Raw genomic sequence first — 17967 nt, 5'->3', positions numbered from 1 at the left:
ATGAAAAAGCGTTTGTTTATCCTCAGCCAGTACCTGCTGCCCCACCACCTGCTGTCGCGCCTGGCCGGCTGCATCGCCGAGTGCCGCGTGCGCTGGTTCAAGAATGCCTTCACCGCCTGGTTCGCCAAGCGTTATCAGGTGGATATGTCGCAGGCACTGGTGGAGGACCTGACCGCCTACGAGCACTTCAACGCCTTCTTCACCCGCGCCCTGAAAGACGGCGCCCGTCCGCTGGACCAGACCCCGGGTGCGATCCTCAGCCCCGCCGATGGCGCGATCAGCCAACTCGGCCCGATCGAGCATGGCCGGGTATTCCAGGCCAAGGGCCACAGCTTCAGCGTGCTTGAGCTGCTGGGTGGCGACTCGGCGCTGGCCGCCCCCTTCATGGGCGGCGACTTCGCCACTGTCTACCTGTCGCCGAAGGACTACCACCGGGTGCACATGCCGTTGGCCGGCACCTTGCGGGAAATGGTCTACGTGCCAGGACGCATCTTCTCGGTCAACCAGACCACCGCGGAAAACGTACCCGAGCTGTTCGCCCGTAACGAACGCGTAGTGTGCGTATTCGATACCGAGCGTGGCCCGATGGCCGTAGTCCTGGTGGGCGCCATGATCGTGGCCTCGATCGAAACCGTCTGGGCCGGGCTGGTGACGCCGCCGAAGCGCGAACTCAAGACCGTGCGCTACGACGAAGCGGCCCGCGCGCCGATCCACCTGGAGAAAGGCGCCGAGCTGGGACGCTTCAAGCTGGGCTCCACCGCGATCGTGCTGTTCGGTCCGGACCAGGTGCAGTGGGCCGAAAGCCTGGGTGCCGGCTCGCCGGTGCAGATGGGCCAAGGCCTGGGCCTGGCCAAGGCCTGATATCCGGGCATACAGACCAGACATGAAAAACGCCGCGATCTGCGGCGTTTTTTTATGCTTGCGATTCGCTTCAGAGTTGCCCGTCGCGGTCGCGGAAACCCAGCAGGTAAAGCACGCCGTCCAGCCCCAGGGTGGAAATCGCCTGCTTGGCCGACTGCTTGACCAGCGGCTTGGCACGGAAAGCCACACCCAGGCCGGCAATCGCCAGCATCGGCAGGTCGTTGGCGCCATCGCCCACGGCAATGGTCTGCTCCAGACGCAGGCCTTCCCTAGCCGCCAGTTCACGCAACAGATCGGCCTTGCGCTGGGCATCAACGATCGGCTCGACCGCGACACCGGTCACCTTGCCGTCGACCACTTCCAGCTCATTGGCGAATACGTAGTCGATCCCCAACTTGGCCTGCAATTGCTTGGCGAAGTAGGTGAAGCCGCCCGACAGAATGGCGGTCTTGTAGCCCAGGCGCTTGAGTTCGGCGAACAGGGTCTCGGCCCCTTCGGTCAGGCGCAGCGTTGCGCCGATGGAATCCAGCACCTCGACATCCAGGCCCTGGAGCAAGGCCAGGCGCTCCTTGAAGCTGGCGCGGAAATCCAGTTCGCCCGCCATGGCCCGCTCGGTGATTGCCGCCACCCGACCGCCTACGCCCGCCGCCTTGGCCAGCTCGTCGATGACCTCCGCCTCGATCAGGGTCGAGTCCATGTCGAATACCGCCAGGCGGCGGTTGCGGCGGAACAGCGAGTCTTCCTGGAAGGCGATATCGACGTTCAGCTCCTGCGCGACGCTCAGGAACTCGGCGCGCAGCGCCTGCGGATCGGCCGCTTCGCCACGCACGGAAAACTCGATGCAGCCCTTGCCCTTGTCGGCCGGGGTATCCAGCGGCATGCGCCCGGAGAGGCGGTCGATGTGATCGATGTTCAAGCCGTACTTGGCGGTGATCGAGCTGACGCGCTGCAATTGCTCGGCAGTGACCTTGCGGGTCAGCAAGGTGACGATATGGCGCTTCTTGCCCTGGCCGCCGACCCACTGCTGGTAGTCCTCTTCGGAAACCGGCGTGAAACGGACCTGCTGGTCCAGCTCATAGGCGGTGAACAGAATATCCTTGAGCACCGACGAGCCTTGCTCGCTTTCCGGAATTTCAACCAGGATGCCGAACGACAGAGTGTCGTGAATCACCGCCTGACCGATGTCGAGAATGTTCACACCACCCTGGGCCAGGACGCCGGTAATGGCCGCGGTAAGACCCGGACGGTCTTCACCGGTGATGTTTATCAAGACGATTTCGCGCAAGGCGCACCCCCGCAGGTGGAAAAAAACCGCATTCTACCCACTTTCAGTGACCATCGGGCACAGCCAGCGCTTTGCCGGTCTAGGGCCTGTCGCTATACTGCGCCTCAACTTCACGGACAAAAGAGCCGAGCTCAGTGAACCGGCCCACGCCAGTTAAAACCGATAACTTCTTCCTGCTGATCTTCCGTGCACTGCGTCACCGCCGTGTACCGATTGCATTGCGCATCGCCAGCCATAACGTGATCCTGGTCGCCCTGGCCCTGGTGATCTATGCCTGCGTGATGGGGCTGCAATTCAAGCAGGCCATGCACGAGCAAGCCGACGCCCTGGGTCAGAGCCTGACCACCCAGACCGCGACCTCGGCCACCGAGTTGCTGGTGTCCAACGACATCCTCAGCCTCAACGTGCTGCTGAACAACCTGACCAAGAACCCGCTGGTGGCCCACGCGGCGATCTACAGCGTGGACAACCGCATCCTCGCCGAAGCCGGCCAGCGTCCGAAAAGCAGCCTGCTGGGCGAAACCGAAGGCGTCTACCAGACCAAGATCACCTTCCAGGACGTGACCGCCGGCAACCTGCGCATCAGCCTGGACATGGAACAATTCCAGCAGCCGATGACCATCAGCCTGCAGAGCATGGGCATTCTCAGTGCCATCCTGCTGGCCCTGGCCCTGGCGTTGAGCCTGCGCCTGGGGCGGCATATCTCCACGCCGCTGCTGCAACTGCGGGTCTGGCTGCGGGATATCGACGAGCACACCCCGGCCACCCAGCGCCAGGACGAGATCGGCGACCTGGCGCGCCAGCTGCACACCAGCTTCGCGCCGGAGAAGATCGAACCGGAGCCCGAGCCGGAAGCGGAAATCGACGACACCGACTACGACGATACCGAGGACGCGGAACCGAGCTTCGAAGTACGCAACCTGCGTGATCCAAGCTTCGATGAAAGCGCTCCCGTCGCCGGCCTCAAGGCCGCGCCGCGGCATGTGGTCCACGCCGAGGAGGATCAGGACGACGAAGATCCGTTCGCCGATCTTCGCGACAGCTCCTCCGCGACCGCCGCCCAGCCCCTGGCCAAACCGGTGGCGCCGGCTCAGCCGCAGCACAGCGCCGTACTGGCCGTGCAACTGGGCGCCCAGGACCAACTGCGCCGCCTGCCCCGTGCCCGCCTGACGGAATTGCTGGAACGTTATCGCGATTGCCTCGACCAGGCCGCCTCGCTCTACCAGAGCGAACTGCACACCCTGAACGATGGCAGCACACTGATGCTGTTCCACAGCGAAGACAGCGGCGACGACTACCTGACCAACGCCATCTGCTGCGGCGAGCTGTTGCGCGCCCTGGGCCACGCCCTGCAGATCGAAGTGGCCGACAGCGGCATCACCCTGCAATTGCAACTGGGCCTGACCCTGGGCGAAGAACTGTTCGGCCTGAGCCAGATCGACCTGCTGCTGACCGAGACCGCCCAGGATGCCCTGGCGCTGTCCCAGCACAGCCGCAACCTGCTGCTGGTCGAACGCAAGATCAGCGACGACGTCCTGATCCGCCAGCGCGCGCGCATTCGTCCGATTGCCAGCCCCGAAGGCGCCTGCTGCGTCGAACGCCTGATGGAGCCCTATCCATCGATGCTGGAACGGCAACTGGCGCGGATGCACGAGAGCCGGGCCAAGCTCTGAACCCTGCCCCAACAAAAAGCCCGCAGCGATGCGGGCTTTTTGTTGGGGCAGGGTAACGGCTATCGCGAGCAAGCTCGCCCCTGCAAGGACACTGCATACGTTCTGTAGGAGCGAAGCTTGCTCGCGATAAACTCAAGGCCGTGCCTGCCCTCCCCCAGAAACGACAAAGCCCGCTAATTAGCGGGCTTTGTCCTGGAACCACAACACTCAGAAGCGGAACACTTCCATATCCGTGCGGATAGGCGTGGCCATCGGGATCTTCGGCTGCTTCTCCTGCTCGGCCGGCTTTGCCGCCGGGGCGGGAGCCGCCTTGCGTGGCACTTCAGCGACCGCAGGCTGGTTGGCCAGCGGCTTGATCGCCCCGGACAGCTGCTCGGCCAGGCGCTGCAGCAGCACACCCTGGGCCTGGACCTGGGACGCGGTTGTACCCGCATGCTGTTCCTGCAGATGGACGATACGGTTGTCACGCACCTGCCCGCGACGATCGATCAAGCGCCATTGCGCATCGAGCACCGCCGGCTGCGAGGCGCCCGAATCCAGGCGAGTGATCGACAGCAGCACCTGCACATCCGGGGTGAAGCCGGTACTGGCCGGCGCCAGCACGACCCGCTGGCTATCCAGCTGGCCGGCGACCTGACGCAACAGCAGTTGATCGATATCGGCGGACAGGCTGCCCGCCCAACGACCGTCGGTCGCCGCCTGCAGGCTGCCGTCGCTCTGACGTTGCAACAAGGTTTCGCGTTGCAGGTAGTCGGCTACCAGCACCGGCCCCAACAGTACAGCCATACCGGCGCTTTGCGCCGGTTGCGCTGGACTTCCGCTGTCCAGCTGATACAGCGACACCGGCTGGTGCACGCTGCAACCCGCCAGGCCAAGAACGCCGGCGAGCAAGAAAACAAAAGGAAGGCGCAGAACAGTCATCATTCCATCCAGGTGGCGGCCACAAGGCTAGCCACAGTGCAAATACTCAAAAATAACCCTGAATAACGCTCAGCCACGCCGGCGCTTGAAAGCGCATATCATCCGTGAATATGCGCCATGACTCCAGTGTTGTAGCGTCGATCTACGGGTTAAATCGCAGATCGGACGCTCTGTCTCCCACTAATTGAGAGTCTCTACCAACAACGCATCCACTCGCTGGAAACCTCGTGGCAGTTTGTTACCGCGACGGCCGCGTTCTCCCTTGTAGTGTTCGAGGTCGTCGGCCTTGAGCGACAGGGTGCGTTTACCGGCCTGCAGCACCAGCGTCGCGCCCTCTGGCAACACCGCGATATCGGTCACGAACTCTTCGCGACTGGCCACCCGCTCACCCGGGATGCCGATGATCTTGTTGCCCTTGCCCTTGCCCAGCTGCGGCAGGTCGCTGATCTTGAACACCAGCAAACGCCCTTCGGTGGTCACCGAGGCCAGCCAGTTCTGCTCACGATCGCTCACCTGGCGTGGCAACAGGACCTTGGCGTTGTTCGGCAAGCTCAGCAGCGCCTTGCCCGCCTTGTTCTTGGCTTGCAGGTCCTCGCCCTTGACCACGAAACCGTAGCCTGCGTCAGAGGCGATCACGTACAGCGCTTCGTCGTCCGGCAGCAATACACATTCGAAGTTCGCGCCCGGCGGCGGCGTCAGGCGCCCGGTCAGCGGTTCGCCCTGGCCACGGGCCGACGGCAATGTATGCGCGGCCACCGAATAGCTGCGCCCGGTGGAGTCGATAAACACCGCGAACTGGTTGGAGCGGCCGATAGCCGACGTCTTGAAACCGTCCCCAGCCTTGTAGGACAGGCCAGTGGCGTCGATATCATGCCCCTTGGCGCAACGCACCCAGCCTTTTTCCGACAGAACGACCGTGACCGGCTCCGTCGGCATCAGCTCGTTTTCCGACAGGGCCTTGGCCTCGGCCCGCTCGACGATCGGCGAACGACGGTCGTCGCCGTAGGTTTCGGCGTCCTGCAGCAGCTCGCTACGCACCAGTTTCTTGAGCTTGGCTTCGCTGTTGAGCAAGGCCTGCAGCTTGGCCTGTTCCTTGAGCAATTCATCCTGCTCGGCGCGCAGCTTCATCTCTTCCAGGCGCGCCAATTGACGCAGACGGGTATCGAGGATGTAGTCGGCCTGCACTTCGCTCAGGGCGAAACGCTCGATCAGCTTGGCCCGCGGCTGGTCCTCGGTACGGATGATATGGATCACTTCATCCAGGTTGAGGTAGGCAATCAGCAAGCCGTCCAACAGGTGCAGGCGCCGCTCGACCTTGTCCAGGCGGAACTGCAGGCGGCGGCGCACGGTCAGCACGCGGAACTCCAGCCACTCCACCAGCAGGGCACGCAGGTTCTTCAACTGCGGCTTGCCGTCCAGGCCGATGATGTTGACGTTGACCCGGTAGCTGGATTCCAGCTCGGTGGTAGCGAACAGATGCTGCATCAGCTCGTCGGGATCGACTCGGTTGGAGCGCGGAATGATCACGATCCGGCAAGGATGCTCGTGGTCGGACTCGTCCCGCAGGTCGGCGACCATCGGCAGCTTCTTGGCCTGCATCTGCGCGGCGATCTGCTCCAGCACCTTGGCACCGGACACCTGATGCGGCAGCGCGGTAACGACGATGTCGCCATCCTCGACGCGATACACGGCGCGCATGCGCACCGAACCACGACCGGTCTCGTAGATTTTCAGCAGGTCCGCACGCGGGGTGATGATCTCCGCTTCGGTCGGGTAGTCAGGCCCCTGGATGTGCTCGCAGAGCTGTTCGACCGTGGCCTTGGGCTCGTCCAGCAGGCGCACGCAGGCCGTGGCGACTTCGCGCAGGTTGTGCGGCGGCACGTCGGTGGCCATGCCCACGGCGATGCCGGTGGTGCCATTGAGCAGGATATTCGGCAAACGTGCCGGCAATACCAGGGGTTCCTGCAAGGTGCCGTCGAAGTTCGGCCCCCAGTCCGCGGTGCCCTGGCCCAGCTCGCTGAGCAGGACTTCGGAATAACGCGACAGGCGTGCCTCGGTATAGCGCATGGCGGCGAAGGACTTGGGATCGTCCGGCGCACCCCAGTTGCCCTGGCCGTCCACCAGGGTGTAGCGGTAGCTGAACGGCTGCGCCATCAGCACCATGGCTTCGTAGCAGGCCGAGTCGCCGTGGGGGTGGAACTTACCCAGCACGTCACCGACCGTACGGGCGGATTTCTTGTGCTTGGAATCGGCATCCAGCCCCAGCTCACTCATGGCGTAGACGATACGCCGCTGTACCGGTTTCAGGCCGTCGCCGATATGCGGCAGAGCACGGTCCATGATCACGTACATGGAGTAGTTGAGGTAGGCATTTTCGGTGAAGTCAGCCAGCGATCGGCGTTCTACGCCATCCAGGCTGAGATCCAGGGAGTCGCTCATGCGGGCCTCATCAGTTCGTTGTCTGGCGCAGCAGCAAAGTGCCGCCACGCTGGGTAAATTCAAGTTTTTTCAAGGCGCTCATGCCCAGCAGTACCTGCTCGCCCCCCAGGCCCGGCGCCACCAGGGCCCGGACGTCCCGCAGGACGATATCGCCCAGTTGCAGGCTGTCGAGGCGGGTCCGGTAACCCTCGCTGCGACCATTGGCGGTGCTCAGGGTCACGGGCGCGCCCTTCTCCAGGCCGAGACGCTCGGCCAGCCCGGACGGAATCGACACATCGGTCGCTCCGGTATCGAGCATGAAATCCACCGGCCGGCCGTTGATTTGGCCGCTGGCGACGAAATGCCCCTGGCCGTTACCGACCAGCTTCACTTCGATGTAACCCTCATGTTGTTGCGAAGTGACGACAGCGTTGGGATTCTCCTGGCGCTGTTCCCACTCGCCGAAAAACCGCGTCGCCAGGAACAACCCGGCGCCCCAGGCCAGCACCAGCAGCACGCGTCCGGCACGCTTGCCCGGTGGCTGGCTCAAGGCTTGGCGCTCCAGCCGCCTTCGGGCGCGGCAAAGCGCCAGACGATCGGACGTTTTTCGCCATCGGCACGGGCGCCGAAGTTGTTATCCACGCCGATCCAGGCCCCGTCGGCATCCACCACCAGCGCCTCGGTCAGGCCATAGGCCTGTGAATAACGCCGATGCTCCTGCAGTGCCTCGGCGGCGAACGACCAGCAACGCTCGACCTTGGCCGTCAAGGCATCGCGGCGGCAGACCTGGAACGCGTTGCGCTCGAGGGTGAACAACTTGCCCTCGAACAGCGACAGGTCGGCGAAATCCCGCGAGACAGCCTTGGCTTCCGGCATCTGTGGCGGCTGCATTTCCAGCCCGGCTTCGCTGAGCAGCACACAACCACCGTCGCAGTCCCAGACGCTCTGCTGGCGCTTGATCAACAGCAGGCCGCGACGCTCGCGCTCGGCGGCCAGCCAGATCCTGTCGCCGGCCGGGTTGACCGCCAGACCTTCGAACAGCGCATTGAAATGCAGCAACATGCCGCTGGCCCGCGCCTCGCGCACCATGATCGGCGAGATCTTCAGCCAGGCGGCCGACCCCGTCGGCGCCAACTGCAACACCGCCGCATGGGACTCGCTGACCACATACTTGTTGCCGGCGCTGTCGCAGGTGATGCCCTCGAAATCCAGGTCGCCGCCACGCACGAACGAAGCCACCCAGGTGCGCGAACTCAAGCCCCAGGGCAGGCCGCTGTCCGGGACCGGCGGCACATCGATGCGCACGGTTTCGGCCTGCCAGACGCGGTCGCTGGTATCGAGCCGATAGATCTGGTCATCGTCGCGGTCGGAGACCGTCCACAACTCCTTGCCGCACTGCGCCAGCCCCGACAGGTTGCCGCCGCGCATGCCGTCGACCGGATGCTCGGCGAGCAGCTTCAGCTCGGGCACGGTGTCGGCCATCGCCGAACTCGCCAACAGCAGCAACGCCAGGGCAAAGCCTTTGCGCATCAGGCCAGAACCTCGGCCAGGTTGCCCTTGGATTCGAGCCAGGTCTTGCGATCGCCGGCACGCTTCTTGGCCAGCAGCATGTCCATGATTTCCGAAGTGGCGGCGTAGTCGTCACCGAGGGTCAGCTGGACCAGGCGCCGGGTGTTCGGGTCCATGGTGGTTTCGCGCAGTTGCGGCGGGTTCATTTCGCCCAGGCCCTTGAATCGGGTGACCTGCGGCTTGCCGCGCTTCTTCTCGGCCACCAGGCGATCGAGAATGCCATCGCGCTCGGCTTCGTCGAGGGCGTAGTAGATTTCCTTGCCCAGGTCGATGCGGTACAGCGGTGGCATCGCCACATACACGTGACCGGCATCCACCAGCGGGCGGAAATGCTGGACGAACAGCGCGCACAGCAAGGTGGCGATGTGCAGGCCGTCGGAGTCGGCGTCGGCGAGGATGCAGATCTTGCCGTAGCGCAGCTGGCTCATGTCCTCGGCGCCCGGGTCGACGCCGATGGCCACGGCAATGTTGTGCACTTCCTGGCTGGCCAGGACTTCGCTGCCATCCACCTCCCAGGTGTTGAGGATCTTGCCGCGCAACGGCAGGATCGCCTGGAACTCCTTGTCCCGCGCCTGCTTGGCCGAACCGCCGGCGGAGTCGCCTTCCACCAGGAACAGCTCGGAACGCATCGGGTCCTGGCCGGCGCAGTCCGCCAGCTTGCCTGGCAAGGCCGGGCCCTGGGTGATGCGCTTGCGCTCGACCTTCTTGCTGGCCTTCAGGCGGCGACCGGCGTTGCTGATGGCCAGCTCCGCCAGTTGCATGCCCAGTTCCGGGTTGGCGTTGAGCCACAGGCTGAACGCGTCCTTGACCACTCCCGAAACGAAAGCCGCGGCCTCGCGGGAGGACAGGCGCTCCTTGGTCTGACCGGAGAACTGCGCGTCCTGCATCTTCATCGACAGCACGAAGGCGATGCGCTCCCAGACGTCTTCCGGCGCCAGTTTCAGGCCGCGCGGCAGCAGGTTGCGGAACTCGCAGAACTCGCGCATCGCATCCAGCAGGCCCTGGCGCAGACCATTGACGTGGGTACCGCCCTGAGCGGTCGGGATCAGGTTGACGTAGCTTTCCTGCACGCTGTCGCCGCCTTCGGGCAACCACAGCAGCGCCCAGTCCACCGCTTCCTTGTTACCTGCCAGGCTGCCGCAGAAGGGTTCGGACGGCAGGCGCTCGAATTCGCTGACTGCGTCCACCAGGTAGGAGCGCAGGCCATCTTCGTAATGCCACTCGACTTTCTCGCCCGTGCCTTTGTCTTCGAAGCTGACCAGCAGCCCCGGGCACAGCACGGCCTTGGCCTTGAGCACGTGCTTGAGGCGGCTGACGGAGAATTTTGGCGAGTCGAAGTATTTCGGGTCCGGGGCGAAGTACACACTGGTCCCGGTATTGCGCTTGCCGACGCTGCCGACCACTTCCAGCTCGGTGGCCTTGAAGCCGTCGGCGAAAGTCATCTGGTATTCGTTGCCGTCACGCTTGACCCGCACCCGCACCTGGGTCGACAGGGCGTTGACCACGGAAATACCCACCCCGTGCAAACCGCCGGAGAACTGGTAGTTCTTGTTGGAAAACTTGCCGCCCGCATGGAGCTTGGTGAGGATCAGCTCGACCCCGGACACGCCCTCTTCGGGGTGGATGTCCACCGGCATGCCACGACCGTCGTCGGATACTTCCAGGGAATGGTCGGCATGCAGGATGACCTGGATCGACTTCGCGTGCCCCGCCAGGGCTTCGTCGACGCTGTTGTCGATGACTTCCTGGGCGAGGTGGTTCGGCCGGGTGGTGTCGGTGTACATGCCCGGGCGTTTGCGCACCGGGTCGAGGCCCGAGAGGACTTCGATGGCGTCTGCGTTATAAGAGCTAGCGCTGGGAGTGGCCATGGGGTCTCGTCGTCAGTCGTTCAATGAAATAGAAGCGAGGGTTCACAGCGAGGTGAAATCGATCGCCTGGTACTGATCCGGGCTGATGCCGGCAAAATTCAACAACGCCGGCAATTGTCCGGCAAAACCCTGGAAACTATGGTCGCCGCCGGCCTGGATGCGCAAGGCGCAGGCTCGGTAATACAGCTGGGCGCTGCGATAGTCCAGCGTCTCGTCACCTGTCTGCAGCCAGACCTGGAACCGCTGCGGGTCCTGGGGCGCCGGCACTTCCAGCTCGGCCAGGGCCGTCACATGGTCGTGGGTCAGTTCCCAGGTTTCCCCGGTGTAGAGGTTGGTCTGCGTGCCCAGAAAACCGTCGAACATCCGGTGCGGACTGACCGCGGGGTTGATCAGCAGGGCTTTCAGGCCATGGCGCTCGGCAAGGTGAGTCGCATAGTAGCCGCCGAGCGAGCTGCCGACCAGCAGTGGCCGCCCGAGTTCGCCAATCGCCCGTTCCAACTGGCCAATGGCCTCGCGCGGATGGTGATGCAGGGCCGGCACCCGCAGTTGCTCGCCGCGGCCGATCGCCTCCATGACAGCGACCAGCTGGCTGGCTTTCGTCGACGCCGGGGCGCTGTTGAAGCCGTGGATATAGAGGATCGAACCGGACATGCGCACTCCCTTTGCCGCGTGCAAAAAGGCGCAGTTTACAGGGTGTATCGCCGCTTGACTTGTGTTCAGGTGTATCCCTTTGTCCTGGCGCCGCCAGCCCGGTCCGGGACGTGCGATCAGTAACCGTCGCTGCCGTAGTCGACCTGGAAGTCGAAGCCGGTGACGCGCTCGACCCCGGTTTCCAGGCCGCCATCGGGCAGCAGGCGCAGCCAGCGATAGCCCGGTGGGGTATCGCCCACCTTGAAATCCTCGCTGCCGGGCTCGAACTGAATGCAGGTCGAAGGCGACGCCATGAGGCGCAGATCGTCTTGCCGATGGTCGATTTCCTGGTGCACATGCCCCCAGAGCACTGCGCGCACCTGGGGAAACCGCTTCAGGACCGCGAACAGCGCCTGCGGATTGCGCAGGCCGATGGGCTCCATCCAGGCGCAACCGATGGACACCGGATGATGGTGCAGGCACACCAGGTGATGACGCTCGGGGGCTTCGCTCAGGGCGCGGGCGAGCAGCTCCAGTTGTTCGTCCTGCAGGTAGCCCGGCACCGAACCCGGCACCGCCGAATCGAGCAGGGTGATCCGCCAGTTGCCAATGTCCAACACCGGCTCCAGCAGCGCGCTCTGCAACGCCGCCTGCGCCATGATCCGCGGTTCGTCGTGGTTGCCGGGAATCCAGCGCGCCGGCGCCGGGATCTGCCGGGTCATGTCGCGAAATCTCTGGTAGGACTCCAGCGTACCGTCCTGGGACAGGTCGCCCGTGGCCAGCATCAGGTCGATCCGCGGCTGCTGCCGCAGCACCAGTTCGATCACCCGCTGCAGGCTGTCGCAGGTATTCATGCCCAGCAGCGTGCCGTCCGCTTCGGCGAACAGATGGCTGTCGGACAACTGCACCAGCAACACGGAATCGCTGGTGGTCAGAGTGGATACGCTCGGCAAGGCGGCCTCCCAGGGGGTGTCACGGGAAGTGAGGAATGGGGGCAATTATGCTGGGGGATGGGCAAAAGAGGAAACCGGCGAAGCGGAAGCAGTTCACATCTAACGCACGGCCTCGAACTCATGGCCGCAGGCCAGGCAGTGGCTCAGCCATTCACCGAGAAACACGTTGAGCTGGGCCTTCTCGTCCGGCTGGTGCATGAAGGCATTCGGATAGGGGTAGATGCCACGAAAGCGCCGGGCGTGCTCGGCGCTGATGACCTCGGCCATGCGCGCGTCGTGGTAGACCTGGACTTCCAGTTGCGGCACCGGTAGCCAGGGCAGGCTGTGCTCCTGGCGCACCTGCAAGGTGGTGGTGTAGGGGCAGGCCAGCAGCACCTCCAGCGCCAGTACGCCGAGCATCTGGTCGCCCTGGGTCACCGCGATCCGCCGCGCCGTCGGCTGGTTGCGCATATCGGGCAGCAGGCGCATCAGCCGGGCATAGTTGGCCTCGCAGGACGCTTGCAGCCCCACGAGGTCGACCCGGTAGCGATCGCGCGCTTTGTTTACGACCATAGCCCCCTCACTTCAACGCGGTTCAAAGCCAGCCATTGCAAGGCAATGATGCTCGCCGCGTTGGAAATCCGCCCATCCCGCACCGCCTGCAAGGCGTCTTCGAAAGCCCAGACCGAGACGCGAATGTCCTCCGCCTCTTCCGCCAGCCCGTGCAGGCCACCGGCACCGCTGCTGTCGCAGCGCCCCAGGTACAGGTGCACGAGTTCGGTACTGCCCCCCGGCGACGGGAAATACTGGGTCATCGGCCACAACGCGGAGAAGGTCAGCCCAGCTTCCTCCTGCGCTTCACGGTGGGCAACTTCTTCCGGCTGCTCCGCCTTGTCGATCAGACCGGCGACCAGTTCGATCAACCAGGGGTTCGCGGTTTTCCCCATGGCGCCGACGCGAAACTGCTCGATCAGCACCACTTCGTCACGTTGCGGATCGTACGGCAGCACGCAGACAGCATCATGACGCACAAATATTTCACGACTGATCTCGCGCCCCAGGCCCCCGGCAAACAGTTCATGGCGCAGTTGCACCCGGTCGAGCTGGTAAAACCCCTGGTAGCATTTTTCGCGCCGAACGATCTCGACAGTGGTCGGCGTGCTGTTGGCAAAGTCCGTCATAAGAATCCTCGTATCCTGCTGTCCGATCCGAGGCTCCCCCTCGATATTCGCGCCATCCTAACGCGCGGGCGACCGATGATGCAGCCCCTTTGCCATCAGCGGGATAGACGGCAAGGGGGCAAACCTAATCTAATTGCCTGTATTGAGCTTAGTGGCGAACTGATTGCCCCGCAGGCAGTCGAAGCCGGTAACTTTTGCCTACCTCTGGTTTATCAAGGACGCACATGTCGCTTCTTAAAATCGCTTCCGTGGCTTGCCTGGCCCTGACCCTGGGCGCCTGCCAAAGCCTGTTCCAACCCAGCCATCAAAAGCCCCTGCAAAGCACCAGCGACAAGTCGGAACAGATCAAGCCCGGCTGCAACAATCAGGATTGCCCGCTGGTGAACATCGATACCGTGCATTTCGCCGACGAGCCGCAACTGGATGCGCTGATCGAAAAGCGCCTGCTGCAGATGACCCGCGACACCGCGCAGCAGGCGGTTCCCGCCACGCTGAACGCCTATCGTGAGCAGTTCCTGCGCGAGGCCCCCAGCCGCCACAGCATGTACCTGCAAGCCAAGGTACGGGAGCAGCATGACGGCCTGGTGATCATCGAGCTGGCCAGCTACCTGGACACCGGCGGCGCCCACGGCACGCCCGGCCGCGGCTTCATCAACTACTCCCGCGAGCAGCACAAGGAACTGACGCTGTCCGACATGCTGCGCCCGGGCCAGGAAGGCGCGTTCTGGAAGGCCGCCCAGGTGGCCCACAACAGCTGGCTGATCAGCACCAAGCTGGACCAGGAGCCCGACTTCATCAAGACCTGGCCCTTCCAGAAAACCCCGAACGTGGCACTGACCTACGGCGGCGTGATCCTCAAGTACAACGTATCGGTGATCGCGCCCTACGCCCTGGGCCACATCGAACTGAAGATCCCCTACAACCGCCTCGACGGCATTCTCAAGCCCGAGCTGTTTCCCGGTCGCCGCTGAAAGCCCGCCCCAGCAATCCTTGCAGCAGCCCTGCCAGCACCAGCGACGGCAGGGTTGCGCCAACATCCGGGTAGAAGTTGGCCAGCAGGTGATAGGTGCTGACCCCACCCAGCCAGGCCAGCAACGCCGGCCAGCGCAACCCCACCGCCGCTCCTTGCGCACGGCGTTTGCGCAGGATGAAGTGATCCACTAGCACCACGCCGAACAGCGGGGCGAACACCGAACCGATCAGCAACAGGAAGTTCTGGTACTGGGCCAGCGGCGCCAGGCAGGCGATCAGGGTGCAGAGCAGACCGATTGCCAGGGCCAGGTGCTCGACTTTCAGGCGCAACAGGATGCCGCTGGAAACGGCCGCCGAGTGAATATCGGCGAAGGCGTTTTCCGACTCGTCCAGCAGGATCAGCAACAGCGGAATCCCCAGGCCCGCGCCGGCCAGGGCCAACAGTAGCGCGTTGACCTCGCCGCTCGGGGCGAAGGCCAGGGTGTAGGCCACGCCCAGGCTCATCAGCCACAGGTTGCCGATGAAGAACCCCAGCGCCGTACCGCCGAAGACATGGCGCGCACGCTGGCCGAACCGCGAATAGTCGGCGATCAGCGGCAGCCACGACAGCGGCATGGCGATGGCGATGTCAAAACCCACGCCCAGCGGCATCGAACCATCGCCGGCCTGGGCCCAGAGCGCGGCCAGGTCGGCCTTGGCGAACAGGTTCCAGGTCAGCCAAAGGCAGGCCGCCAACAGCAGCCAGATACCCCATTTGCGCAGGATCTTGCGCACGAAAGCCAGTGGCCCGCTGACCGCGAGCAGGGTCGCCAGCGCACCGAAAAACAGGGTCCAGAGCAAAGGACTGGCCAGCAGGCTGCCTTCGCTGAACGCGCGACCGCCCAACAGGCTGGCGGCATCGCGCATGACGATGATCTCGAATGCGCCCCAGCCCACCAATTGCAACAGGTTCAGCAGCGCCGGCAGGCTCGCGCCGCGCGTGCCGAGGCTGAGCTTGAGCGCCGCCATGGACGCCAGCCCGGTATCGCTGCCGATCACGCCCACGGCGGCAAGCAGCAACACTCCGACCGCCGTACCGAGCAGGATCGCCAGCAAGGCACCAGCCAGGCCCAGGCCCGGCGCCAGCAGCGCGCCAGTCTGCAACACCATCAGGCCGATGCCGAGGGAGAACCACAGGGAAAACAGATCGCGCGCGCCGAATACGCGTCGCTCGGCAGGGACCGCGAGATCGGGAGAATAGGTACTGCTGGTTGTGTTCAAGGGGTGCTATCTCGAAGGGACAGGGTTGGGAAAAACCATCCACCCGTAGGAGCGAGCGGGCGGCGATCCGACTGGCCCGCGATGACGTTGTGCCTGACACGACGCTATCGCGGGCAAGCCTCGCTCCTACGGACGGTGAAAGATCGCCTCTTGCGAGGCGATCGGCAGTGCAGGATCAGACCTTCTTGTACAGCTGGCTGCCTTCCTGCTTGAAGCGCTCGGCCTGCGCCGCCATGCCCTGGGCGACGTCCACGTCCACCGCTTCGATGCGCTGGTTAGCGGCGTACTCGCGGACTTCCTGGGTGATCTTCATCGAGCAGAACTTCGGCCCGCACATGGAGCAGAAGTGCGCGACCTTGGCCGAATCCTTGGGCAGGGTCTCGTCGTGGTAGGCACGTGCGGTGTCCGGGTCCAGGCCAAGGTTGAACTGGTCTTCCCAGCGGAATTCGAAACGCGCCTTGGACAGCGCGTTGTCACGGATCTGCGCGCCCGGGTGGCCCTTGGCAAGGTCGGCGGCATGCGCGGCGATCTTGTAGGTGATGATCCCGGTCTTCACGTCATCCTTGTTCGGCAGGCCCAGGTGTTCCTTGGGCGTCACGTAGCAGAGCATGGCGCAACCGAACCAGCCGATCATCGCCGCACCGATACCGGAGGTGATGTGGTCGTAGCCCGGGGCGATGTCGGTGGTCAGAGGGCCCAGGGTGTAGAACGGCGCCTCGTCGCAGCACTCCAGCTGCTTGTCCATGTTTTCCTTGATCAGTTGCATCGGCACATGGCCCGGGCCTTCGATCATGCACTGCACGTCATGCTTCCAGGCGATCTTGGTCAGCTCGCCCAGGGTCTCCAGCTCGCCGAACTGCGCCTCGTCGTTGGCATCGGCGACCGAGCCCGGACGCAGGCCATCGCCGAGCGAGAAGCTGACGTCGTAGGCCTTCATGATTTCGCAGATTTCCTCGAAGTGGGTGTAGAGGAAGTTCTCCTTGTGATGCGCCAGGCACCACTTGGCCATGATCGAACCGCCGCGGGAGACGATGCCGGTCACCCGCTTGGCGGTCAGCGGCACATAGCGCAGCAGCACGCCGGCGTGAATGGTGAAGTAGTCCACGCCCTGCTCCGCCTGCTCGATCAGGGTGTCGCGGAACAGCTCCCAGGTCAGGTCTTCGGCCACGCCGTTGACCTTCTCCAGCGCCTGGTAGATCGGCACGGTGCCGATCGGCACCGGCGAGTTGCGGATGATCCATTCGCGGGTTTCGTGGATGTGCTTGCCGGTGGACAGGTCCATGACCGTGTCCGAACCCCAGCGGATGCCCCACGTCAGCTTCGCCACTTCCTCTTCGATGGACGAGCCCAGGGCGCTGTTGCCGATGTTGCCGTTGATCTTCACCAGGAAGTTGCGGCCGATGATCATCGGTTCCAGTTCGACGTGGTTGATGTTGGCCGGAATGATCGCGCGGCCACGGGCGATTTCCTCGCGGACGAACTCCGGGGTGATTTCCTTGGGGATGCTGGCGCCGAAACTGTGGCCGGCGTGCTGCTGGTCGAGCAGGCCGGCAGCACGGGCCTCCTGCAGCTTCATGTTTTCGCGGATGGCGACGTATTCCATCTCGGCGGTGATGATGCCCTTGCGCGCGTAGTGCATCTGGCTGACGTTGGCCCCGGCCTTGGCCCGGCGCGGGTTGTTGACGTGGGCAAAGCGCAGCTTGGTCAGCTCGGGATCGGCGAGGCGCGCCTGGCCGAAGTTGGAACTCAGGCCGCTCAGGCGCTCGGTGTCGCCACGGTCGTCGATCCAGGCCGAGCGCACGTCGCCCAGGCCCTTGCGCACATCGATCACCACGTTGGGGTCGGTGTAGGGGCCGGACGTGTCGTAGACGGTGACCGGCGCGTTGATCTCGCCGCCGAAGTCGGTGGGGGTCACGTCGAGGCTGATTTCGCGCATCGGCACGCGGATATCCGGACGCGAGCCCTGGACATAGATTTTTTGCGAGCGGGTAAAGGGCTGAACCGACTGTTCGTCGACCTTGGCCGAGTCACTCAGGTTGATCGCGTTTTTTGCTTTTATGGTCATCACGGGCTCTCCAGACAGCATCCAGGCAGTGGATTTTTGTCGGAGCGAACCTGTCACGAACGGACGCAGCCAGGGCTGGAGCCAGAGGCAAAACCAGCTGCTGCAGTGCTTGGTGCTCGAGGGGTGTTCGATTGTCGAACAACATCCCGGACGAAGCACAAGAGGACTCGCCGGGTGACGAGAAATCTTGTTCCCTACGCAGGCGCTAACCTGATCAGGTTCAACGGGATCCGGATTATCCGATCTCAGCCTCATAGCAAGGCACCCCGACAAGAACCCGGCCAGTCTAGACAAAGCCCGCACAGAACGCCAACCCCACGGCAAACAGCGTG

General features: G+C 64.0%; 15 protein-coding genes and 1 riboswitch. Of the genes, 3 read left to right on the top strand and 12 right to left on the bottom strand.

Annotated features, from left to right (window positions below; genetic code table 11):
* Positions 1–861, top strand: a complete 861-nt coding sequence (asd, locus tag TO66_RS02645; protein ID WP_044460863.1) for an archaetidylserine decarboxylase — start codon at positions 1–3, stop codon at positions 859–861.
* 70 nt (positions 862–931) lie between these two features.
* Here the strand turns inward: asd and serB are convergent, their stop codons facing one another.
* Positions 932–2146: a phosphoserine phosphatase SerB gene (gene serB / locus TO66_RS02640; protein WP_044460862.1), complete on the bottom strand. Its 1215-nt coding sequence runs from the start codon at positions 2144–2146 to the stop codon at positions 932–934.
* Positions 2147–2280: 134 nt separating this feature from the next.
* Here serB and TO66_RS02635 point away from each other — a divergent pair, with 134 nt between their 5' ends.
* Positions 2281–3819 (top strand): AhpA/YtjB family protein, encoded by a 1539-nt coding sequence (locus TO66_RS02635; protein WP_044460861.1) that lies wholly within the window; start codon positions 2281–2283, stop codon positions 3817–3819.
* A 207-nt stretch (positions 3820–4026) separates the two neighbouring features.
* On the opposite strand, the gene TO66_RS02630 is transcribed toward TO66_RS02635, so the two are convergent.
* The 9 genes from TO66_RS02630 to TO66_RS02590 all read right to left on the bottom strand — a co-directional run bounded on the left by TO66_RS02630 (position 4027) and on the right by TO66_RS02590 (position 13338).
* Positions 4027–4740, bottom strand: a complete 714-nt coding sequence (locus TO66_RS02630) for a membrane integrity-associated transporter subunit PqiC (RefSeq protein ID WP_044460860.1) — start codon at positions 4738–4740, stop codon at positions 4027–4029.
* A gap of 180 nt (positions 4741–4920) precedes the next feature.
* A complete protein-coding gene (gene parC, locus TO66_RS02625; RefSeq protein WP_044460859.1) occupies positions 4921–7179 on the bottom strand; it encodes a DNA topoisomerase IV subunit A in 2259 nt (752 codons plus the stop codon).
* Between the two features lie 10 nt (positions 7180–7189).
* Positions 7190–7708, bottom strand: coding sequence for a TIGR02281 family clan AA aspartic protease (locus TO66_RS02620; RefSeq protein ID WP_044460858.1), 519 nt, complete (start codon positions 7706–7708; stop codon positions 7190–7192).
* The gene (locus TO66_RS02615; protein ID WP_044460857.1) at positions 7705–8688 is read right to left on the bottom strand and encodes an esterase-like activity of phytase family protein; all 984 of its coding nucleotides are present in this window, start codon (positions 8686–8688) and stop codon (positions 7705–7707) included. The genes TO66_RS02620 and TO66_RS02615 overlap by 4 nt, the downstream gene beginning before the upstream one ends.
* Complete coding sequence (gene parE, locus TO66_RS02610; RefSeq protein WP_044460856.1) at positions 8688–10595, bottom strand: DNA topoisomerase IV subunit B; 1908 nt, start codon at positions 10593–10595, stop codon at positions 8688–8690. Before parE ends, TO66_RS02615 begins: the two co-directional genes overlap by 1 nt.
* A gap of 42 nt (positions 10596–10637) precedes the next feature.
* Positions 10638–11246, bottom strand: coding sequence for a YqiA/YcfP family alpha/beta fold hydrolase (locus TO66_RS02605; protein WP_044460855.1), 609 nt, complete (start codon positions 11244–11246; stop codon positions 10638–10640).
* Positions 11247–11362: 116 nt separating this feature from the next.
* Positions 11363–12178 carry a 3',5'-cyclic-AMP phosphodiesterase gene (cpdA, locus tag TO66_RS02600; protein ID WP_044460854.1) on the bottom strand — a complete coding sequence of 272 codons (816 nt, stop codon included), beginning with the start codon at positions 12176–12178 and terminating at the stop codon, positions 11363–11365.
* A gap of 99 nt (positions 12179–12277) precedes the next feature.
* Positions 12278–12730 (bottom strand): DUF1249 domain-containing protein, encoded by a 453-nt coding sequence (locus TO66_RS02595; RefSeq protein ID WP_044460853.1) that lies wholly within the window; start codon positions 12728–12730, stop codon positions 12278–12280.
* The gene (locus tag TO66_RS02590) at positions 12721–13338 is read right to left on the bottom strand and encodes an NUDIX domain-containing protein (RefSeq protein WP_044460852.1); all 618 of its coding nucleotides are present in this window, start codon (positions 13336–13338) and stop codon (positions 12721–12723) included. Before TO66_RS02590 ends, TO66_RS02595 begins: the two co-directional genes overlap by 10 nt.
* A gap of 224 nt (positions 13339–13562) precedes the next feature.
* On the opposite strand from TO66_RS02590, the gene TO66_RS02585 reads away from it, so the two are divergent.
* Positions 13563–14309, top strand: a complete 747-nt coding sequence (locus tag TO66_RS02585) for an RsiV family protein (protein ID WP_044460851.1) — start codon at positions 13563–13565, stop codon at positions 14307–14309.
* On the opposite strand, the gene cytX is transcribed toward TO66_RS02585, so the two are convergent.
* The gene (gene cytX / locus TO66_RS02580; RefSeq protein ID WP_044460850.1) at positions 14278–15570 is read right to left on the bottom strand and encodes a putative hydroxymethylpyrimidine transporter CytX; all 1293 of its coding nucleotides are present in this window, start codon (positions 15568–15570) and stop codon (positions 14278–14280) included. The two genes, TO66_RS02585 and cytX, sit on opposite strands and share 32 nt — an antisense overlap.
* A gap of 175 nt (positions 15571–15745) precedes the next feature.
* On the bottom strand, positions 15746–17635 hold the full coding sequence (gene thiC / locus TO66_RS02575) for a phosphomethylpyrimidine synthase ThiC (RefSeq protein WP_044460849.1): 1890 nt from the start codon (positions 17633–17635) through the stop codon (positions 15746–15748).
* Positions 17636–17809: 174 nt separating this feature from the next.
* Positions 17810–17914, bottom strand: a riboswitch (TPP riboswitch).
* Between the last annotated feature and the right edge of the window lie 53 nt (positions 17915–17967).

This window comes from Pseudomonas sp. MRSN 12121, assembly GCF_000931465.1.
Classification (GTDB): Bacteria; Pseudomonadota; Gammaproteobacteria; order Pseudomonadales; family Pseudomonadaceae; genus Aquipseudomonas.
This window is presented reverse-complemented; position numbering and strand designations above follow the sequence as displayed.